Raw genomic sequence first — 22,305 nt, forward strand, 5'->3', positions numbered from 1 at the left:
TCGGAAGACGGAAGAGAGAGAGATTTTTCGCTTGTTCAGAGATTGATGCGGTGGTTGCGGAAGAGACGCAACGGCGGAGTAAAACCGAATATGCCTGGCGGCGATAGCGCGGCGGTCCCACCTGACCCCATGCCGAACTCAGCAGTGAAACGCCGTAGCGCCGATGGTAGTGTGGGGTCTCCCCATGTGAGAGTAGGGAACTGCCAGGCTTTAATTTTAGCTTTATGTGATAAAAACTGACATAAGGCACAATGGTAGAGAGTAGGACAACTCCGTCGGCAACGGATTTGAACGTCGCGAGCCGCGATGGCCCCGAAGGGCGAATGGCACGAAAGCCGTTTGTAAACTGCCAGGCTTTAAATACAGTGGAAACCCTCAGCGAGAGCTGGGGGTTTTTGCGTTTTACATATACTTACTTTGTAATTTCATATGGTAAGTGCAATATGATCATGCTGTGATTAGATAAATTTTCATTCCTTTAAATAATTTATTAAGTGTTTTATCATTCCCCATTTTTCGCTGGGGTTTATGGCTAAATTTATTTTCTGGTTAGAGATTCTATTAAATTTATTCCTTTTAGGAAGTTCTGATTAGTTCATTTATATTCTCATTTGTCCTTTTCTTTTATGATGTATGAGAATTAGCAGCTTCGATTTTTTCTCTAATTTTTCACTGATAATTGCATGGTATGTAAACTCTAAACGGTTATCAAAAGTCATTTTTTAATCTTTTGTTTTATCATCATTAAATAGCGTTTTACGTTCATTTTAATATTAATAATGTATTCTTTATCTTTTCCAATTTTTCGTATCATTTTTCTAGTTACTAATTCTTCATTTGTTATTTCTGAATACTTATTAATATCTTCCCTATTTTTAATTGATAAAGCACTTGAAACTGAAACAGTTTTGGGTGCTATTTGCTTAATCTATTCTGGGATTTTATCTGATGTTTATTCCCGTTAGAATTGTAGAAATGAGTGGAGATGTTTTAAGTTTAACAAGTTATTATGTTTTTTGAGGAATAAATACCATCTTTAAATGGTATTACGCTGATGTTTTTTTGATTAATCTTATAAATATATACCCTATGTATTTCAAGATGCATCACGACGGCAAGGGAGCGAATCCCCGGGAGCATAGATAACTATGTGACCGGGGTGAGCGAGTGCAGCCAACAAAGAGGCAACTTGAAAGATAACGGGTATATTTTACTCCACTGGTTTTGTGATTTTATAAGTGAAACTTAGAGAAGGAGTTATCTACGAAACTTTAAATAAGATATTCCGGCCAGAAAAATAATATTTTTAAATAGAACATTCTAGGATTGCAATTCAATCAATTTTTTGCTGAAAAATAGTATATTAACAGGATTAGTTGTTTTATTTTTTATCTCCAGAAGCTGAATCTGAATTTACGTACTTTTGAATATTACTATTGTTTAAATAAAGTTGAGATTTATTACAACAAAATTCAATGATAAAAAAATCTCCCGAAATTATTCAATATCAGGAGATTTGATTTAGAAAAGATAATTCGCTTTATCGATTCAATTACAGAATACGACTAATTAATTTGTCTACCCGGATACGGCGTAAGCGTCGGATAAGTTTACGTACTTTGACTGGGTAAAACTGGATGCTGTCCAATTCCTGATAACTACTGACAACCGTAGTATAAGTGCGAATACAGTGTAGTTCTTTTGTACGTTGCTCCTGCATTTCTTTATGAGGATCGTGGATAAGAATGGCGTTTTCTAAGTCTAGTCCCCAGGCTCGAGGATTAAGATTATTTCCTGTAATTAATTGCCATTGATTGTCCACCCACACACCTTTCAGGTGGTAGCTATTATCACCATCTTTCCACAACCTGATAGTCAGTTGATTGTTGTCAATATAACGCTGTAGTCTGCTGATAAAACGGCGTAGATTGATTTCATATAAATAGGGTAATGCACCGATAATTTTAAATGGTTCTTCCGGTGGAATGTAAAAATCGTTAGCAGTTTTATCGCCAACAATAATTTCTACATGTTTACCTTGACGAAGTAGATGAACAATACGCCGGACAATGATGGCTGGCAGATTAAAATACGGAGTACAAATAATCAATTTTTGTTCTGTGCTAGCAATCAGATGGCTAATGGTTTTATTTAGTAGATTTTTCTTTCCCAGACCGGCAAGTGGCGTAACAGATAGCTCATCATTTGTTGCCTGGTTATTTATTTTATAGGTAGTATGCCGCAGAGAAAAACGTAATTGACGGATCAGGTTTTTGATTTCAGGAATACGAAGACGGTTCTTACAATCCAGTTTCTGTACGGCTCCTGTAGCGATAATGTAATTATCAACAAAGTGTTTCATTGCTTCTGCAAGTTTTGCATTGTGAAGCAAGTGGTAGCGATCATAACGATATTTATCATGTTGGTGGAGATAAACATCATTAATGCTTGCTCCGCTATAAACTACAGTGTCGTCAAAGATAAAACCTTTTAAATGTAAAACACCTAGTGCTTCGCGGGTATTTACAGGTACACCTAGCACTGGAATTTTCACATCGGGATAAGCTTCTGCCATAGAACAATACCAATCGGCATTTGTTGCCATTGCAGCAGCGCCAATTCGTCCACGTTGCGCTCGATGCCAGTCAACGAGCACTTTAATGTCCAAGCTCGGCCGTTGTTGTTTAGCTGTATAAAGTGCATTCAGGATATCTCTCCCTGCATCATCATTTTCCAGATAGAGGGAGATGATATAAATATGTTTTTCAGCGTTAGCAATTTTTTCCAGCAGGGTGCTGCGGAACACTTCAGGTTGATAAAGTGTTTTAACATCAGCAACTGACTGAGGTAGCTTAGGCAGTTGTGCAAGGTGTTGTTGATGTTTAGCTTGTTTGAATTTAGACAACATCACAGTGCGCTTTTTCTCTTATGTTGGATGGCTAAAAGACTACTATGTAAAGCAATGAATCAAATGATCTGGCGATAATACCATTAGTCTGGCTAATTGTGAGCATGATTTAACGCTCTAATGCCTAATGATTCAAGTCTGTGCGATTCATCACGAAGTTGATTTAAAGTTCGAGGGATAAGTTTACAATGCTATCCTCAAATTGAACATCTATGGTAAATCCCAGTTTTTTAGCGAGTTTTATCATAGTGCGATTTTCTGGCATGGTGATAGCATTAAGGCGGTTTATGCCATGTTCTCGTGTATAGTTAATCAGTTTTATCATAAGCTGATATCCAAGGGTAATCCCTTTTAAGTCAGAACGCACTAGCACAGCAAATTCTGCTTCGACATTATCAGGATCAGCTATGGCACGAGTAACCCCGATAATTTCCGGAGTCGTTTTAGGATGTCGTATGGCAACAAATGCCATTTCGCGGTCATAATCAATCTGGGTCATATTGGCCAAATCATCGTGTGTAAATTCGCTGATTTCACTAAAGTAGCGGTAATAGAGATCTTCTTTAGTAACTTGGCTGATAAAATCTTTCAGCAACGGTTCATCTTCTGGCAGAATCGGACGTAGCAGGCATTCTGCATCCCCTTTGAGTTTTATCGTTTCTTCTAGTTCGCTTGGATATGGACGGATAGCTAATCTGGTTCGTGGATCGCCTTCTATCGAAGATAATTCCATTGAAACATCTAATAATGTGAATTCGTCGCCAGAAGCTAGTAACGGGTGAATATCTAGTCGTACAATTTGCGGGCAATCGAGTAACAGGTTAGATACCTGAACTAACAGTCGGCTGAGTGCTAGTACGTCTAATGATTGGGGAGCTCCCCTGAGCTTAATTTTTCTACTTTTAATCGCCTGAATAACCAGATATCGCGCTAACGCCATATTGAGAGGCGGCAACGCGACGGCTGCTTGTGTCTCTTGTGACCACTCAATACCTCCTTCACCTAACATAATCAGTGGGCCAAATACCTCATCTTGTTCTACTGCGATACGTAGCTCTTGTGCGCCGGCACGGTTTGCCATGCTTTGAACTAACAGTCCTTGAATTCTTGCGTGTGGGAAATTCTGATTGACACGTTCGATAATCGCTTGAGCAGAAGCCTTGACTTCGTTTGCATTTCGCAAATAGAGCATAACCCCTTGAACTTCTGATTTATGCGGGATATCTGGCGAGTGTAATTTCAGAGCGACAGGATAACCGATCTGTTGGGCAATATTGACAGCTTCATCGCTGCTATGAGCAATCCATGTTGGCAACGTATTGAGGCCATAGGCTGCCAGAATAGGTTGAACTTCATGAGTATCTAGACGTGAGTTTCCTTGTTCCAGCGCCTGTTGTATGCACTGATGGGCACGTGCTGTGTTAGCTGTGATGTTTACTGGTAGGGCGGGTGTTTCTGTTAATTGTTTTTGATTGCGGCGATATTCCACCATGTGCATGAAAGCAGTAATTGCTCCTTCCGGGGTGCGATAAGTTGGAATACCTGCTTCACTGAATAGGCGACGGGCTTCTTGAGAAGAGTATTCACCGCACCAATTGGTAAAAATAGTTAGCCATTTTCCCCTTGGGTGTGTACGGATTGTTTCAATGACTTTTGTGGCGGTTTGAATACCGGGAGCAATTGCGCTAGGAGAATGAATAAGTAACAGAGCATCATGATCATGGCTGTCTAGTAATGGTTTTAACGCAGCGATATAACGTTCCACCGTGGAGTCATCTCTTAAATCCAGTGGATTATGTAGGGAGATAGTTTCTGGTAGTTGTGTTTTTAGTGCCTTTGTTGTCTCTTCACCTAATATTGCGAGCTTACCGTTACGGAGGAATAACTCATCCAGCGCCATTGCGGTTGGAGCAGCACCATTGCTGACGATAAATAGTCGTTCCCCCCGCAAGGGTGACATATGGCTTAAGGTTTCTACAGCAGAAAACATTTCATGCATATCTTGTACGCGTAATAACCCTGCTCGCTGAATTGCTGCATCATAGGCTGCATCCAGATTTTGTTGTTCACCAAGTAATTTCTGTGCTCGCCTGGTGCGGCCGCTTTTGACCACTAAAATAGGTTTATTGCGGGAAGCGCTTCTAGATGCTGAAAGAAAGCGACGGGCGTGATGGATATGCTCTAAATGGAGCAGGATGGCGCTGGTTTTACTGTCACGAGCCAGAAAATCGAGTAGATGATCAATATCAATATCTACACTGTCACCTAACGCGATAAAGTAGGAAAATCCGACTCCCCGATGCTGCGCCCAGTCAAGAATCGTATTTGAGACTGCCGCAGATTGAGAAATAAAGGCTAATTTCCCTTTGAGAATTGGAATCGGGGAAAAGCTGGCATTCAGCCCTTGCCAGGGAGCTAATAGTCCCAAACTGTTTGGTCCAAGTAGCCGGATACTATAGTGCTGGCAGTACTGTTTTAATTCAGTAAATTGGGGTTTTGGCGAGGAAAGAATAATCACTGTTTTGCAACCCAATTGCCCTAGTTGTTCCAGGCATGGCAAATTACGGTGGTGATGAGTACAGATAATAGCCAAATCCGGTGTGATTGGTAATTTATCTATTGAAGGGTAAGCTAGAACTCCTTGAACAGAACGGCTATTGGGAGTTACCGGTAGTATTGGCCCGGCAAAACCGCCTGCAAGCAGGTTGCGCATCATAACTGAACCCGCTCGTTCTGGTTTTTCTGAGGCGCCAATTACAGCAATGGATTTAGGGCGTAATAAAGCTTCAAGTCCGCGCTGGCTCATCAGGAGGCTCCTTATTTGTGGTTAGTTGATAACTGTAGCTGATTTCGCAAGTCATTGCTGTGACTTACGTTATCGGATGCAGTTGCTGAGAAGCAATTAAATTGCCAGCTTGTTCCAAAATGGTACCGGGTTGTAGCTTGAATATCTTTGGCGGGGGTCTGTTTCAACAGGTAGCCTGGCTGTGCTCTCCATAGCAAGTACGGCATGTCTCGCAGAAAGCAGGAAATTAAGAGCGCATTTTGGTGGATTATGGTTGTCAGAGGTAGCTTAAGATGCGCACATCAGGTAATCTTCGCGCCATAAAGCAGTTGGAGAAACGAATGAACGATTCATACAGTGGTAAAAATGGCAAAGTCAAAGTGATGTATGTCCGCAGTGAGGGCGATAATGACAGCCGCAGCAATAACAAACGTCCGTCTGGCAAAGGACGCGATCAAGGTCAGCGTCGTCGGGACAATGAGCGAACATCCCGTTCTCCGCGAGCCAATGAGCGTGAAAGATCGCCCTGGAAAACAGTGTCACGCCCTGAGAGTGATTCTTTAACGCCAGTGCATGGTGGTATCAGTGGGAAAAGCCAGATTGATCCTGAACAGCTCCGTCGTCAGCGAATGGAAGAAACTCGGATTTATGGTGAAAATGCTTGTCAGGCGATGTTTAAAAATCGTTCTGAAGCAATAGTTCGTGCCTGGTTCGTTGAGTCAGTGACGCCACGTTTCCGCAATGCTCTGAAATGGATGGCCGCTAACCGTAAAGCCTATCATGTTGTGGATGAGGCTGAACTGACGAAAGTGTCGGGTACTGAACATCATGGCGGTGTTTGTTTTCTGATTAAGAAACGCAACGGTTTGGATGCAGAGACCTACCTGCAAGATGCTCCAGTAAAAGATTGTGTTTTGGCTCTTGAAGATGTGGGTAATCCTCACAACCTTGGCGCTATTATGCGAAGTTGTGCGCATTTCGGTGTACAGGGGGTGATTTTGCATGATGTGGCCTTGCTGGAATCGGGTGCGGCTATCCGTACAGCAGAGGGTGGCGCTGAGCATATTAAAGGTATTGATGCTGATAGCTTGATCACTACACTGGATAAATTTCGTCAAGCGGGTTACACCATTGTAACGACATCCAGCCATAAAGGTAGCACCGCTTTAGCTAGAGCTGAATTACCGGAAAAAATGGTTCTGGTACTGGGTCAAGAACGTGATGGCTTGAGTGACAGTGCTTTTGAACATGGTGATATGAGCTTGTTCGTTGGTGGCGCGGGGTTGGTTGAAAGCCTGAATGTTTCTGTTGCAACCGGCATTATGCTAGCTGAATGGTGGCGACAGAATAAAGCTTGATAGGAAAAGCGGGGACGATAATGCTCCCCGCTTTGCTATTTAAGATTTAATGAGCTCCGCCAATATTCTCTTTACTTCCTTGTGTGAATGGTGGTTTTGCGAACCAAACTAGTACGATTAATATCAGGAATACACCAGCGGAGAGCCAGAAAATTTCATTCGCTGAAATTATGAGCCCTTGATGGGTAATCTCTTTTGCCAGATAAGCGGGAATTTGTTGGTTATTCATTCCCGATTCCGATAATTGTTGATAAATCTGTTGAGTATCGGGGCTATAAGGGTTGATGTGTTCGGTAAAATGGGCATGATGCATTGATTCGCGTTGGGTCCACATGGTTGTTGTTAGCGATGTTCCTATTGAGCCAGCCAATGTCCGGATGAAATTCGATAGACTGGATGCAGATGCCACTCGTTCTGACGGCAAGCCGGAAAGAGTAATGGTTGTGAGTGGCATGAAGAAACAGGCAATAGCAAATCCTTGGATAAATTGAGGCCATGCGACTGCGGCAAAATCCATGCCGGGTTCGAATGTATATGCACGCCAGTAATAACAGATGGCATAAACAACAAAGCTGAATGTCACTATGTAGCGCATATCTGCTTTATTGCTGAATTTACCAATCAGTGGAGAAATGATTAGTGGTAACAATCCTACCGGTGCTGATGCAAGACCTGACCAAGTTGCGGTATAACCGAACACTTCCTGTAATAACTGAGGTAATAACACGATTGTGCCAAAATAGAGCATATAAGCTAAGCTCAAACAGAAGCAGCCAATGGTAAAATTACGTTCTTTAAACAGTGATAGGTCAATAATCGGGTTATCGTCGGTCAATTCCCATACCACCAGAAATGCTAATGAGATGATTGCGATAACCGCTAAGATGATAATTTCTGTAGAATTAAACCAGTCTAGCTCTTTACCCTGATCTAGCATGATCTGTAAACAACCAACGCCGACAACCAATAACATCAGTCCTATTGTGTCGATAGGTTTGATCTCTGTTTGAGTTTCACGCCCTTTCAGCGTTTGCATAGCAATCAGAATAATCGCTATACCAACAGGCACGTTGATGAAGAAGATCCATCCCCAATGATAGTTATCACTGATGTAACCGCCCAGAATAGGGCCAAAAATCGGCGCGACAATAATCGTGATTGACCATAGCGCTAGTGCCATATTGCCTTTGGCTGGTGGATAATTGTTCAGAAGTAGGCTTTGTGAAAGGGGGATAAGAGGACCTGCGACTAATCCTTGAATAACCCGAAAGAAGATTAGCATGTTAAGACTGTTGGAAATACCGCATAGCCAAGAAGCGATGGCGAACAGTGCGGTTGACCAGATAAATAATTTAACTTCGCCGATGCGTTTTGCCAGCCATCCAGTAATCGGGATGGAAATCGCATTGGCAACGCCGAAAGAGGTAATTACCCAGATCCCTTGAGAATTTGAGGAACCTAGATTACCTGAAATTGTGGGTATTGCTACGTTAGCAATGGTGGAGTCCAACACTTGCATGAACGTTGCCAGAGATAACGCAATGGTCATCCATGCAAGTTTGGCGCCTGTAAGCGGCTGTCTTGTCACCTTGGCCTCCGGTATTATTTTCCGACATTACTATTAATAATGTCGTTAACTATTTTGTTGGCAGGAGACATATCTATTGCCAGTGCCGTGGTGTGATAAGCCGATTTAGTACGTGTTCTGTCAGATAAAACGGGGCCATCAGGACTTGCGGTATCCACTCTGACTTTAGTCGAGAGGCCGATGCGTAGTGGGTATTTTTCCAGTTGTCCAGGATCAAGCTCAATACGGACGGGTAAACGTTGTACAACCTTAATCCAGTTGCCGCTGGCGTTCTGAGCGGGTAATAAAGAGAAGGCGCTGCCGGTACCCATATCAAGGCCAGTAATTTTTCCGCTAAATACTTTGCTTCCACCATAGAAATCGCTGGTGATTTCCACCGGTTGACCAATGCGCATACCAGAAATTTGCGTCTCCTTGAAGTTAGCCTCGATCCACATATCGTTTGCCGAAACTATCGCCATCAGTGGGGTATTTTTATTGATTTGTGCGCCAACTTGCACACTACGGCGTGAGACATAGCCATCAATTGGGCTGACTATTTTCGTGCGTTGTAATGCCAGCCAAGCATTACGGACTTCCGTTGCAGCTTGTTCAACGGCAGGCTGTTTCTCTAGAGGCGTATTCAGGATAATTGCTTGATTAGCGTTATATTGTTCGATAGCCACATCCAGCGCGGCTCGGGCACTGGCGACGGCTTCCTGTGCATGTTGCAACTCTTCTTTGCCAATGACTCTTTGAGCGCTAAGTATTTCTCGGCGGCTAAGATCATTTTGAACTTTGGTTAACTCAGACCGACGTAGGGCGATGTTAGCCTGATACTGTTTACTGTTAACTATCTGTTGATGAGTTTGTCGAACACTGTTGGCTAATGCTGTTTTTGCTTTTTCTAATGCTAATTCTGCATCACGGGGATCGAGTTGTACCAGTATACTACCGCTTTTCACAAAGTCAGTATTGTCAAAGTTAACTGTGATTACACTGCCAGCAACTTGCGACATGATCTGAACTTGATTACCTGTAACGTAGGCGTTATCTGTTTCCTGATGATGGCGTAAAATGAGAAACCAATAGAAAAAGTAGGCAATACCGAGCAGAGTGAAGACAAGGGTTAGTAACATTAAGGCACGACTACGTTGCCTTTTTTTGCTACTGTTTGGGTTTGGATTTTGTGTCGCTTGTACTTCTGTTTCCTCATTTGCACTCATAGTAAATCCCCATGCTTGTTATTTGTCTTTTAGTAATACTATTTTTTTTCAGATCACTTTCCAGTAGTGGGTATATCATCACTACTGGAAAGATGAATGACACAGGGTCCAATGTTATCGAAGAATAATAGTTAGCTTTTTGCAGAAAATATCATCTTAGCTAACAGGAAAATTTTTTCGAACAATTTAACCAGGGAAATATTGTTTTGGACAAAAATTGTTCGATTAAATAACGAGCTATTTTTTGATACAATCGCCCATTGTATCAAGTCTGACCAGTAATTTTCTCATTAACTTTTCTAACTGTTTTTGTTCCTCCTGGTCAAGGCATGACCAAAGTCTTCTCAGGCACTCATGTTGAGGTGGAAGCAAACTATTTAAAAATTTTGTACCTTGTTCTGTCAGATGAAGATGAAGGCAACGGCGGTCGTTATGACTTTCCTTTCTTTCAATCCACTCCTGCTTTTCTAATTCATCAGCAATACGAGTGGCGTTAGTACGGGAAGAACCCAATGCGGCACTTAATTCTGATGGCTGAATGCTGTGGCTTTCCTTAGTATCAAGGATCATCAAGGCCATGAACAAAGTTTCATTGATGCCTTGAGCTTTCAGCATATTATTACGGTTTTCAAGCAATTTACTTTGGACGTGCATTGATAACCTAGTCAACAGGATCTCTTGATAAGGGATATCTTTATTTAATTTGGCTTGCTGTGCTGCACGAATATTCAGTAATTCTTCGGTAGGCGTAAACGAACTTTCCATTATTTAGATACCTTATTAGTTTCAACTGGTAAGATAACTTTTGTTATCAAACATCCAAATGGTATATTAAAAGATAAATTTAGCAATTGTAGTTATTTGTTATCATCATATTTCTTTTGATATTGATACCTAATTCATAAATATTTTGAATGTTAGTCCAAAAAGCAGTGCGCCGAATAACGTTGCGAGTATAATTTTCCTTGTTTTGTAAAAGATTAAGCAGATGGTCAGACAACCTATGAGGGTAGGAAATAGTTTTTGACTCTCTTTCATTACATCAGGTACACCCGATACGATGAGTAAAGAACAAATGGATGCAATGCCAATACTGTCAAGAATAATGCTTGTTTTTCCACCTTTTTTGCCGGCAGATTGGCGTGCTTTCCCAAATCGCAGCGGCAGATAGCGAAACGAAAAGTTAGCTAACCCGACAAATAGCCCAATGAGCAAAATCTTACTGTCAATCATGGTATTTCCTTTTGTTCAGAAGAGTCATTGCAACTGTTTTGCGGTTGTAACAGTGCTGCGATACAACCACCGACAATACCTGCCAGAATAGCAACTGGAATTGAGAAAAATGTAATCCCCAAAAGTGCTCCGGTTAGCGCGGTTGCAACACAATAACTATTTTGCTTTCTGCAAGAAGCAAGAAGAAAACTGAGAAACAGTGCTGGTAACATGAAAATCATGGCGGCTTCTACGGCAGGATAGGATTCCAAATAACCGTTGCCAAGAAATGCCCCGGCTGTGGTACCTGCGACCCAGGCCAGCCAGGAACAGATTGCAATAGCAACCATCCAGTTTTCACTCCAGCCCCGTTGGTTCTTAATGAGTTTTGCGGTAGCGGCGGCAAAAACCTCATCTGTCAGACCAAAAGCCCAGATAACGGTTTTTTTCTCTGTTAACTTATCTTTGATACGGTACCTTAAAGATGGGCCATAAAGAACATGGCGAACATCCATTGCCATGATCGTTAGGGCAGAAATCCACAGTGATGTGCCTGCGCTCAGTAAAGCTGTGATGACGAACTGACTTGCGCCGGCGTAGATGATGCATGAAAAGAAAATGGCTTCTATTGGGTTGAAGCCAAGTTTGACGGCATTAAGGCCAAAAGCAAAGGCTACGGGAATGTAGCCGATGACAATGGGTAAACTGTCTATTATTCCTTCAGTAAAAGAAGATTTTTTACTGGTTAAGGGCGGTGGTGCATCAGAAACAGGCATAAAATCTATCTGGTTATATAATTGTTATATAACATTAACAAAAGGAAACCAAATAGAAAATATCATCCTTAACAAATGTTTCATAAATGTTTTTATTTAAACGTTCTTGTATTGTGGCTTGTTTCTTGCAGCGTCTTTGGTTCGTGCTTTTTGCCCAAGAACCACACGATTAGACTGATTATGCAGATAGCAATGCCAGAGGCGGCAACACCATACCAACCTGAGTGTTTGTAAGCATAGCCTGAAACCAGAGAGCCAACGGCGCCGCCAATGAAATAGCTGGTCATGTAAGCGGCAGTGAGCCGGTTTCTGGCTTCTGGCATGATGCGGTATATCGTGCTTTGATTTGTAACGTGAACACCTTGAATCGCAATATCAAGGAGAAAAATACCAATCATAAAGCCAATTAGTGATTCTTTGGCTAAACCGATTGGTATCCATGAAAAAAGTAATAGCGCCAGGGAAATGCTGGTGGTCAGAGAACCTTTGCCTTTATCAACGAGTTGTCCGGTTTTGGTTGCCATTAGTGCTCCGGCGGCGCCGACTAATCCAAATAAACCGATGATTCCTTCAGAATAGTTAAAAGGAGGTGCTGAGAGCAGGAATGCCATTGATGTCCATAGCAGGCTGAAGTTGGCAAATGTCAGCGCACCCAGTATGGCGCGTACTCTTAGCAGCGGGCTGGTAGTGACAAGGTTTACAATAGAGCCAAGTAATTGGAAATAATTGAGATTGGTTACTTGTTTATAACGGGGCAGATAGCGCCACAGTGTCAGAGAAAGAATCACCAATAAAACACTGGCAACCCAAAAAACAGTTCTCCAGCCGCCAAAAGTCGCCATTGTTCCTGAGATGGTTCTTGCCAGTAATATTCCAAGCAGTAAACCGCTCATAATCGTACCGACAGCTTTTCCACGTTGATGAGGAAGGGCGAGTGTTGCGGCCAGCGGGACCAGTATTTGGGCAACCACCGAAAATAAGCCCGTCATTGCCGTTCCCAGTAACATTTGCCAGATGTTCTGCGACGTGGCGGTAATCAGTAATCCAACAGTGGCTAATATTGTCATTGAGACAATTAAACTGCGCCGTTCGAACATATCACCTAATGGAACAAGGAATGTTAGGCCAACGGCATAGCTTAATTGAGCTGTGGTGACAATAAATCCCGCTTCGTTGACGGTCAGATTAAATTGTAACGCAATAGTATCGAGTAGCGGCTGTGCATAGTAGTTGCTGGCGACAACCAGACCTGTAGCGATTGCGATCAGTGCAATCAAAGCTGGACTTAACGGTGTACGGGAAATATTTTCTTCCATAAATGTATTTTCTTATATTTAAACGGCAGGTTAGGAGTGAGTGGACAGCTCGTTAAAGTCTCATAGTCACGAGCTAAACTTTTCGCATTGTAATGAGTTTTTATTCAGGTTCAACGGTAAAGCCGCGAGAGTGGTCGCTAAAGAGACTCTGTTGAATATTCATTGTCTTAGGTAGTTTTAACCTTGTGATTTAACTGTCAAATCGAACTGAGAATGGAAATGTGAAAACGATATTAATTCTTACTATTTGCTGTAATATGGCGAGAGTGACTATACCCGTCATCTTTCAAGTTGCCTCTTTGTTGGCTGCGCTCGTTCACCCCAGTCACATAGTTCTCTATGCTCCCGGGGATTCGCTCCCTTGCCGTCGCGATGCATCTTGAAATCCATAGGGTATATAAAATTGGTGAAATATAAATTTTAATAAGAATTTTGCGTCAGAAAAAATAGCAGTAAAAAACAGTGAATTGTTTAATGCCAATTCACTGTGATGCTTTGAATATTAATTTTTTCCGGCGGCTTCAATGGCAGTTTTAACCCAATCATCAAACAATTTTTGATGAGCCTTAATCCAACCATTGGCGTGGCGTTCAATCTCCGCTTGTGATGCTTCACCATTATGCATCCGCAGGTTTTGGGCATTGATATCCGCAAGGGGCATTTTCATGATAGAAAATAGCTTGGCGGCGGACGGGTTGCCTTCTGCCCACTTTTTATTGGCGGCAATGTGCATAATACTTGGTGGGAAACCATAGTTAGCGCCATTTGGCAGTTTCGTATCTATTTTTTCATCGTTAGGCATAGCGGAGAAAGGAACTTGCAGCCAGACAACATCTTTACCCGGTTTCAGCACATCACTAACCCAATAAGGTGTCCATGTGTAATATAAGATGGGTTTGCCTTCTTTATAGCGGGTAATGGTATCTGCCATCATGGCTGCATAGTTCCCTTGATTATGCTCAACGCTATTGTTTAAACCATAAGCTTTAAGATGATGGTTAATGGCGATTTCACAGCCCCAACCGGGATTACAGCCAGTCAAATCGGCTTTGCCATTACCGTTGGTATCGAATAATTTGGCTATTTTCGGATCTTTCAATTGGGCAATATTCGTGATGTTGTATTTTTCCGCTGTTTTTTTGTCGATTAAGTATCCCTGAGCGGCATTTTCTACATAGTTGCCAACCCGGTAGAATTTTGCATTACCGCCGGTTGCTTGATATTGGGTGTTGTGCAGTGGTTCCCAACTGACAGCCATAAAGGTTGCGTCGCCGGAAGCGATAGAGGAATAGGCGACGTTGTAGTCTACTTCTTTGATCGGTTTGACATCATAACCAAGTTTTTCCAATGCTTTACTGACGATCAGCGTCTGGAATGTTTCTTCGCTAAGGGTGCTTTGTACGGGTTGTACGCTGATACCTTTACCGGGTAATTCGACAGCGAATAATTGAGAACTTATCAGTGATGACAGGGATATCGCCCAGATAACTATTTTGCGCATGGTTTTTCCTCCTGTTGCAGTCATCATGTGTTTACCAAACTCTTGTGGTTTGGATAGGTGTTTTTGAAGGTTATGCTTTTTGGCTGAATAAACGGGTAATTAATCCAATTGGTCCAGTGACATACCAGCGATTTACCCCTTTAGTCCGGTTACCGCGGCCAAGAGACTGTGTTAGGCGGTCAAGGAGAATCGCCAGAATAACAATTCCAACTCCACCTACGGTGGCAAGCCCCATATCAAGACGGCCAATACCTCGCAAAACCATTTGGCCTAAACCACCAACGGCAATCATTGATGCAATAACAACCATTGATAGAGCCAGCATCAGGGTTTGATTGACACCGGCCATAATGGTTGGCATAGCCAGTGGTAATTGAACTTTAAACAACATTTGGCGAGGGCTGGCGCCGAAAGATTCGGCTGCTTCTATCAGATCTGTCGGAACCTGTTTGATGCCTAAAATTGTCAGACGGACGATTGGGGGTAAAGCGAAGATAATGGTGACGATAACCCCAGGCACGTTACCGATGCCAAACAGCATGACAATCGGGACTAGATAGACGAATGCTGGTGTGGTTTGCATGGCATCAAGCAGAGGTTGGATAATTTTTGCGGCTCTTTTGCTGTGCGCCAGCCAGATACCCAGTGGTAAGCCAACGATAATGCAGAACAACAGAGATGTCAGAGCTAATGACAGAGTGACCATTGCTTCAGACCATGCGCCTATTGCACCAATAATTACCAGAGAAATCAGAGCGGTAATACCCATACCAATGCCTGATAACTGCCAGGCAATCAGGGCAAAAAATAGGATGGCAATAGGGGCCGGTATTGAAGTCAGGCATTGTTCGAAACTACTGAGAACGAAATCAATGGGAACGCGTATTCCTTGAAATGCGGGACGAAAATTTAACACAACCCAATCAATAGCATGGGTTACCCATGAATCTAAGGGAATAAGCGGGTGCTGGAATGGGTCCATGATATTGAAATGTTCAGGCTGTACCGTAGTTGCGGGCGCATCCAGCCAGTCAGAACCTGTTGAATTATCAGTATAGGTTTCGCTGCTCCAGGGATCTGTATTATCGGCAGCGATGGGGGAGGTATCCTGTGTATTCTGTTCAGGCTGAGTTTGATGCTCTTTTTGATTACTCATTTGGTGTCTCCTTATCTAATGCCTGCAACAGCATCCCTTTGGAAATAACGCCGATATATTTGTCGTTATTTCCAACAACCGGAATCGCACAAGGTGATTGTGCTACAACAGCAATCAGCTCGTTGAGGGGCATATCTGCGGCAACTGCGGTTGGTTCCGCTAATATGGCGTGTTCGATAGATTTTTTTTCCCGTAATGCGTTTTCCAATGAATTTACGGAAACTATACCGGCGAATTTTTGTCCATGTTCGATCAGGTAACCATAGTTTCTGTTTTCGTCATCAAGAACTTTCAATGCAGAAAGAGGGCCAAAACCGGGTGCAATATGAAGCAGAGAGTCTGGACGGCGACGGGCAATGTCTTTAGCACTAAATACATGGCTGATATCTACGCCACGAAAGAAAGTTTTCACATAATCATTTGCTGGATTATTCAGGATTTCATCAGGTGTGCCGACCTGTACAACAACACCATCTTGCATAATGGCGATCCGATCGCCGATACGCATTGCTTCATCCAAATCATGAGAGATAAAGACGATAGTCCGTGGTTGATTGCCTTGCAGGCTTAACAGTTCATCTTGCATTTCTGTACGAATTAATGGATCAAGGGCGGAAAATGCTTCGTCCATTAGCAAAATATCAGGGTTATTAGCCAGTGCTCTGGCAAGCCCGACACGCTGGCGCATCCCGCCTGAGAGCTCATCTGGATAGGATTGAGCATAATTTTCCAGGTTTACCTGCTTCAGTGCGTCCAACGCTTTTTTATTGCGTTCTTGTTTGGTGATGCCGGCAAGTTCCATACCAAAAGCGCTGTTTTCCAGTATGTTTAAATGTGGCATCAGTGCAAATGATTGGAAAACCATACTGATTTTGTTGCGGCGAATTTCTCTTAACGCTGTTTCTGAAATCTCAGAAATATCTTCACCATCAATTAATACCTGGCCGCGAGTCGGTTTTATCAGGCGATTGAGAAGGCGTACCATTGTGGATTTGCCGGAGCCAGACAAGCCCATGATGACAAATATTTCGCCTTCTTCAATAGTCAGATTGGCATTTTGTATACCAACAGTCATACCTGTCTTTTCAAATATCTGATCTTTGCTCAAACCCGAATTCAGTAATTTGAAAGCATATTCAGGACGATCGCCAAATATCTTATAGAGGTTTTTAACTTCAAGTTTAATTGCCATGAAATAGTTATCTTCCTTTCAATGGTTATGTAATGGCGTTATGCATTATTCATCTCTGCATGATTCTTTGAATATATATACCCTAACATACTGAGAGAGCCTGACAACCCTATGTTAATAACAATTAATGTAAAAACTGGCAATATTGAATGGCTTAAATTAGATGTATTTGTCGTAATTTTATTGTTATTAGCGATTTATTTTGCCTAAATTTATGCTGTTATTGAAAGGGTAAGTTTTCTCTATATTGCTGTTATTAATATATTTTTGTGTTTAGTTGGCAAATAAATTATTCACCATGTCGTAAATAGAATATGTTATTAGTTTATCATGTTTATTATATCTGATTAATATGAAATTTAATTTGAAATTAATTAGCTATATTAATGTTTTTTGTCGTTTGACATGATATGAATGGCTATTTCTGGCAAAAAATATCCATAGGAATGGCGATAATCATAAAAAAACACCATAAAAATATAAGGATTTTATGGCATTTTCTCGTTTGAAAAATAGGCTGAATAATATATGGCCTTTAAAATATTCTATATAGAATCATTATCTTTAAAAACTCCAATCTTCATCTTCGGTATTAACCGCTTTACCAATAACATATGATGAACCAGCACCAGAAAAGAAATCGTGGTTCTCATTGGCATTTGGTGATAATGCAGATAGGATTGCAGGGCTGACATTTGTCATTTCTGAGGGAAATAAGGTTTCATAGCCAAGATTCATTAACGCTTTATTGGCATTATAATGCAAGAATTTTTTAACATCTTCAGTCCAGCCAACAATATCATAAAGTTCTTCTGTATATTTAATTTCATTTTCGTATAGTTCTAATAATAATGAAAAAGTGAATTCTTTAATTTCTTTTTGCTCTAAAATTGAATATTTATTTAATGATTGTTGAAATTTATATCCAATATAATAACCATGAATAGCTTCGTCCCGGATAATAAGTCGGATTAAATCGGCTGTATTTGTTAATATGCCTCGACTTGACCAATACATAGGTAAATAGAAACCTGAATAAAATAAAAATGATTCTAGAAAAACACTGGCGACTTTTTTCTTTAATGGATGATGATGACTATAATAATTTAATATAATTCTGGCTTTATTCTGTAATGAAGAATTCTTTTCACTCCAGCAATAGGCATTGTCCACATCAGTTGTTAGGCATAATGTTGAAAAAATGGAACTGTAAGAACGTGCATGAACAGCTTCCATGAAACTAATGTTAGACATAACCGCTTCTTCGTGGGGCGTCAGGGCATCTTCCATTAACGCTGGAGCACCAACCGTGTTCTGAATTGTGTCCAGTAGTGTCAGTCCGGTAAATACCCGGATAGTCAGCTCTTTTTCTTCTGTCGTCAAGGTATTCCATGAAGGAATGTCATTGGATAATGGAATTTTTTCCGGTAACCAGAAATTGGTTGTCAGCCGGTTCCAAACTTCTAGATCTTTATCATCTTCAATTCGGTTCCAGTTAATTGCGCGTATAGGATTACTAATCATAATAAATTTCCAGAATCATTTTACAGTGAGCATGAAACACAATCTTGTACTTCCGTACCTTCCAGAGTAGTTTGTTTCAGACGGATGTAATAAAGCGTTTTAATTCCTTTACGCCAGGCGTAAATTTGCGCTTTGTTAATATCACGGGTAGTGGCATCGTCTTTGAAGAAGAGTGTCAGTGATAATCCTTGGTCGACGTGTTGAGTGGCTGTAGCATAGGTATCAATAATCTTTTCCAGTCCTATTTCGTAAGCATCTTGGTAATATTCAAGATTATTGTTCGTCATAAATGGCGCCGGGTAATATACACGTCCTGTTTTACCATCTTTACGGATCTCAATACGGGATACAATCGGGTGAATGCTTGAGGTTGAATGGTTGATATATGAAATAGAACCTGTAGGAGCAATAGCTTGGAGATTTTGATTGTAAATACCATGAGCCATAATTGAGGTTTTTAATTCAAGCCAGTCTTGTTGATTAGGGATGGTTATTCCTGCTTGTTCAAACAATTGAGAGACTTTTTTTGTCTGAGGTTGCCAGGCTCTTTCTGTATATTTATTAAAAAACTCACCACTGGCATAACGAGAATCTTTAAAATCTTTAAAGTAACTATTGCGTTCAATGGCGATCTGATTGGAAGTACGCAGAGCGTGATAAGTGACGATGTAGAAATAGATATTGGTGAAATCTATTCCTTCTTCAGAACCGTAATGAATTTTTTCCTTTGCCAGGTAGCCGTGAAGATTCATTTGCCCCAAACCAATGGCATGAGAATCCTGATTTCCTTTTTCGATAGAAGGAACTGAACGGATATAGCTCATATCTGATACTGCGGTTAAAGCGCGGACAGCGGTTTCAATAGAGAGGGAAAAATCTGGTGAATCCATTGTATGAGCAATATTCATTGATCCCAGATTACAACTAATGTCTTTCCCAATATGACGGTAACTTAAATCATCTTCATATTCGCTGGCACTGTTAACCTGTAAAATTTCGGAACATAAATTACTCATATTGATCCGACCTTTAATTGGGTTAGCATTATTCACTGTGTCTTCATACATAATATAGGGATAACCAGATTCGAATTGGATCTCAGCTAACGTCATGAAAAATTCACGGGCATTGATTTTTGATTTCCGAATTTGTTGGTTATTCACCATTTCAGCATATTTTTCTGTCATGCTAATTTCGGACATTGGCACACCATAAACCCGTTGAATATCATAGGGTGAGAATAGATACATATCTTCATTATGCTTAGCTAGCTTAAAGGTGATATCAGGAATAACGACGCCAATAGAGAGTGTTTTTATACGGATTTTTTCGTCGGCATTTTCCCGTTTTGTATCTAGAAAACGGAGAATATCAGGGTGATGAGCATGGAGATAAACCGCTCCTGCACCTTGGCGTGCGCCGAGTTGATTGGCGTATGAAAATGCGTCTTCCAGCATTTTCATCACTGGGATAACACCTGATGATTGATTCTCAATCATTTTTATCGGCGCACCTGCTTCCCGTAGGTTACTGAGTAAGCATGCGACACCACCGCCACGTTTTGAAAGCTGTAATGCTGAATTAACTGAACGTCCGATGGACTCCATATTGTCTTCAATGCGCAGCAGGAAACAGGAAACTAATTCTCCTCGCTGTTTCTTACCGCAATTAAGAAAGGTTGGCGTTGCTGGTTGAAAACGGCCATTGATCATCTCATCCACCAGACGACAAGCCAGCATCTGATCGCCTTGGGCTAGGGTCAGTGCTACCATGCATACACGATCTTCATAGCGTTCCAGATAACGCTTATTATCGAAGGTTTTCAAAGTATAGCTGGTGTAATATTTGAATGCGCCCAGAAAGGTTTGAAAGCGGAATTTTTTGCTATAGGCTTGCTGAAAAAGCTTTTTAATAAAAGCAAAATCGTATTGTTCCAGCACGTTTGTTTCGTAATATCCCTGTTGTTGGAGGAAATCCAGCTTCTCTTTTAGGCTATGGAAAAATAGTGTGTTTGGATTTACATGCTGGCGAAAATAGTAATGAATAGCCTGTTTGTCTTTATCAAATTGAATCTTTCCTTCGCTATCGTACAGATTGAGCAGAGCATTTAAAGCATGATAATCCTGTTGCGCATTAATTTGAAAAGTCATAATTACGTATTCTCTAATGAATCATATTGCCAGAATTTTTGAATACCTTGACGTACCTGTTGTACATCTTCTTCAGTACCCAGCAGTTCAAAACGGTATAGAAGGGGGATACGACATTTCTCTGAGATTATCTGTCCAGCAATGCCGTAAGCTTCGCCAAAGTTAGTATTTCCGGCGGCGATGACTCCCCGGATTAACGTTCGGTTTTTGGCGATATTTAGAAACTGAATCACTTGTGGCGGAACCGCGCCTTTAGCATTGCCGCCACCATAACTGGGGGTCAGTAAAATGTAAGGAGAGGTTACGTTTAATGGGCTACCTGATTGATTTATCGGAATACGAAGGGCTGGTATCTCTAGTTTCTGAACAAATCTATGGCTATTACTGGACGAACTGGAGAAATAGATCAGCGGATTTATGTTCATAATAAACCTACAAATTCTTGGTTAATGCGTTGATTTTATCAGGACGAAATCCCGACCAATGTTGTGTGCCGGCGACAACCACAGGAACTTGCTGGTAGCCCATAGCACGGATAGTCGCTAAAGCCTGTGGGTTTTCGGTCAAATCGACAATCTGGTATCGAATGTTTCTTCGGCTTAGCGCCTGATAGGTTGCGCTGCATTGTACGCAGTCCGGTTTGCTATAAATGGTAATGCTCATTAACGACTCCTTTGTCAGTTTGTGGGCATGCAATGGCAAAATTTGGTTCATGAGTAATAATTTTACTAAAGGCCATAACTTGAACTATACTATATATAGTGAAATTTTATTTCAACCATACTATATATGGTGTTAATTTTACATCAAGTGACTATCATTAAAATTACAATGTTAGTTACTCTCTGTTTGTTGGTAGGTTTTTCGCCTTTAGACAAGTTTAAGTTTTCTAGTCGGTGGTAAGGGAGCAACTGAATTCATCATTGCAATTTGTCGAAAAGACGATTTACTCTAATCCCTATAATGATTGATATTTTTTTCAATGGAGGTGGTTATGTATCATCACTATTTTGATACACCCAAAGGATTTCCTAAACCGTATATTCATATCACTGCGGATGATAAGGGGGTGACCAGTCTATATTTTGTTGATGAAAAAACAGCGCCTGAAGTAAAAAATGATATTACTAAGCAGTGCGTGAAAGAGTTACGGGGATATTTTGCGGGTAAGCGTACTGAGTTTTCTGTTCCACTCAATCCAGCAGGAACTGAATTCCAGCAGCGTGTATGGTTACAGCTATGTAAGATCCCATTTGGAGAAGTGTGGAGTTATAAGCAACTTTCATTAGCATTAGGTTCAGTTAATTATTGTCGCGCGGTAGGAATGGCTAATTCTCGGAATCCGATCTCATTAATTGTGCCTTGCCATCGTGTTATTGGACATGATGGTAAATTGGTGGGATATACCGGAGGCTTGAATATTAAAAGCTGGCTATTGGAACATGAAAAAACCTAGTCATTTGTTTATTAGGTAAATTGTGTGATAAAAGACCAGGGAGGGTTTAGATATTTATATATGTGTATTATTTAGTGGTAAAACTAAATTAAAGATAACATCTATCGTATTTTATTATGCTTTTCGTGATCTTGGTTGTAGACAATGAACCAACTTATTTGCTGTACTGTATGCGACA

General features: G+C 41.2%; 17 protein-coding genes and 1 rRNA gene. 3 read left to right on the plus strand and 15 right to left on the minus strand.

Annotated elements, in window-relative coordinates; all coding sequences use genetic code 11:
• Window positions 1-93: 93 nt before the first annotated feature.
• Window positions 94-209 (plus strand): 5S ribosomal RNA (gene rrf, locus V2H77_RS22880).
• Window positions 210-1,552: 1,343 nt separating this feature from the next.
• On the opposite strand, the gene pssA is transcribed toward rrf, so the two are convergent.
• A complete protein-coding gene (gene pssA, locus V2H77_RS22885) occupies window positions 1,553-2,908 on the minus strand; it encodes a CDP-diacylglycerol--serine O-phosphatidyltransferase (RefSeq protein ID WP_341500608.1) in 1,356 nt (451 codons plus the stop codon).
• 163 nt (window positions 2,909-3,071) lie between these two features.
• Window positions 3,072-5,714: a bifunctional acetate--CoA ligase family protein/GNAT family N-acetyltransferase gene (locus V2H77_RS22890; protein ID WP_341500609.1), complete on the minus strand. Its 2,643-nt coding sequence runs from the start codon at window positions 5,712-5,714 to the stop codon at window positions 3,072-3,074.
• 320 nt (window positions 5,715-6,034) lie between these two features.
• On the opposite strand from V2H77_RS22890, the gene V2H77_RS22895 reads away from it, so the two are divergent.
• On the plus strand, window positions 6,035-7,051 hold the full coding sequence (locus tag V2H77_RS22895; protein ID WP_341500610.1) for a tRNA/rRNA methyltransferase: 1,017 nt from the start codon (window positions 6,035-6,037) through the stop codon (window positions 7,049-7,051).
• A gap of 46 nt (window positions 7,052-7,097) precedes the next feature.
• Here the strand turns inward: V2H77_RS22895 and emrB are convergent, their stop codons facing one another.
• From emrB to nrdH, 13 genes are all read right to left on the minus strand, one after another.
• Window positions 7,098-8,639 (minus strand): multidrug efflux MFS transporter permease subunit EmrB, encoded by a 1,542-nt coding sequence (gene emrB / locus V2H77_RS22900; RefSeq protein ID WP_341500611.1) that lies wholly within the window; start codon window positions 8,637-8,639, stop codon window positions 7,098-7,100.
• 14 nt (window positions 8,640-8,653) lie between these two features.
• Window positions 8,654-9,844, minus strand: coding sequence for a multidrug efflux MFS transporter periplasmic adaptor subunit EmrA (gene emrA, locus V2H77_RS22905; RefSeq protein WP_341500612.1), 1,191 nt, complete (start codon window positions 9,842-9,844; stop codon window positions 8,654-8,656).
• 237 nt (window positions 9,845-10,081) lie between these two features.
• Window positions 10,082-10,609 carry a transcriptional repressor MprA gene (mprA, locus tag V2H77_RS22910; RefSeq protein WP_011145601.1) on the minus strand — a complete coding sequence of 176 codons (528 nt, stop codon included), beginning with the start codon at window positions 10,607-10,609 and terminating at the stop codon, window positions 10,082-10,084.
• 129 nt (window positions 10,610-10,738) lie between these two features.
• Window positions 10,739-11,077, minus strand: coding sequence for an L-valine transporter subunit YgaH (ygaH, locus tag V2H77_RS22915; RefSeq protein WP_283256233.1), 339 nt, complete (start codon window positions 11,075-11,077; stop codon window positions 10,739-10,741).
• Window positions 11,074-11,832: an AzlC family ABC transporter permease gene (locus tag V2H77_RS22920; protein ID WP_341500613.1), complete on the minus strand. Its 759-nt coding sequence runs from the start codon at window positions 11,830-11,832 to the stop codon at window positions 11,074-11,076. The genes ygaH and V2H77_RS22920 overlap by 4 nt, the downstream gene beginning before the upstream one ends.
• A 92-nt stretch (window positions 11,833-11,924) precedes the next feature.
• Window positions 11,925-13,148 (minus strand): MFS transporter, encoded by a 1,224-nt coding sequence (locus tag V2H77_RS22925; RefSeq protein WP_341500614.1) that lies wholly within the window; start codon window positions 13,146-13,148, stop codon window positions 11,925-11,927.
• Window positions 13,149-13,650: 502 nt separating this feature from the next.
• Window positions 13,651-14,649: a glycine betaine/L-proline ABC transporter substrate-binding protein ProX gene (gene proX, locus V2H77_RS22930; protein ID WP_265378425.1), complete on the minus strand. Its 999-nt coding sequence runs from the start codon at window positions 14,647-14,649 to the stop codon at window positions 13,651-13,653.
• Between the two features lie 70 nt (window positions 14,650-14,719).
• On the minus strand, window positions 14,720-15,805 hold the full coding sequence (proW, locus tag V2H77_RS22935; protein WP_341500615.1) for a glycine betaine/L-proline ABC transporter permease ProW: 1,086 nt from the start codon (window positions 15,803-15,805) through the stop codon (window positions 14,720-14,722).
• Window positions 15,798-16,997, minus strand: coding sequence for a glycine betaine/L-proline ABC transporter ATP-binding protein ProV (gene proV, locus V2H77_RS22940; protein ID WP_341500616.1), 1,200 nt, complete (start codon window positions 16,995-16,997; stop codon window positions 15,798-15,800). Before proV ends, proW begins: the two co-directional genes overlap by 8 nt.
• Window positions 16,998-17,561: 564 nt before the next feature.
• Window positions 17,562-18,521 carry a class 1b ribonucleoside-diphosphate reductase subunit beta gene (gene nrdF / locus V2H77_RS22945; protein ID WP_341500617.1) on the minus strand — a complete coding sequence of 320 codons (960 nt, stop codon included), beginning with the start codon at window positions 18,519-18,521 and terminating at the stop codon, window positions 17,562-17,564.
• Window positions 18,522-18,541: 20 nt separating this feature from the next.
• Window positions 18,542-20,671 carry a class 1b ribonucleoside-diphosphate reductase subunit alpha gene (gene nrdE, locus V2H77_RS22950; RefSeq protein ID WP_341500618.1) on the minus strand — a complete coding sequence of 710 codons (2,130 nt, stop codon included), beginning with the start codon at window positions 20,669-20,671 and terminating at the stop codon, window positions 18,542-18,544.
• A 2-nt stretch (window positions 20,672-20,673) separates the two neighbouring features.
• Window positions 20,674-21,090 (minus strand): class Ib ribonucleoside-diphosphate reductase assembly flavoprotein NrdI, encoded by a 417-nt coding sequence (gene nrdI / locus V2H77_RS22955; protein ID WP_341500689.1) that lies wholly within the window; start codon window positions 21,088-21,090, stop codon window positions 20,674-20,676.
• A 13-nt stretch (window positions 21,091-21,103) separates the two neighbouring features.
• On the minus strand, window positions 21,104-21,334 hold the full coding sequence (nrdH, locus tag V2H77_RS22960; protein WP_341500619.1) for a glutaredoxin-like protein NrdH: 231 nt from the start codon (window positions 21,332-21,334) through the stop codon (window positions 21,104-21,106).
• Window positions 21,335-21,665: 331 nt separating this feature from the next.
• Between nrdH and V2H77_RS22965 the strand changes: the two genes are divergently transcribed.
• On the plus strand, window positions 21,666-22,127 hold the full coding sequence (locus V2H77_RS22965) for a methylated-DNA--[protein]-cysteine S-methyltransferase (protein ID WP_011145612.1): 462 nt from the start codon (window positions 21,666-21,668) through the stop codon (window positions 22,125-22,127).
• The last annotated feature ends 178 nt before the right edge of the window (window positions 22,128-22,305 follow it).

Source organism: Photorhabdus sp. P32, from assembly GCF_038085095.1.
Taxonomy (GTDB): Bacteria; Pseudomonadota; Gammaproteobacteria; order Enterobacterales; family Enterobacteriaceae; genus Photorhabdus; species Photorhabdus luminescens.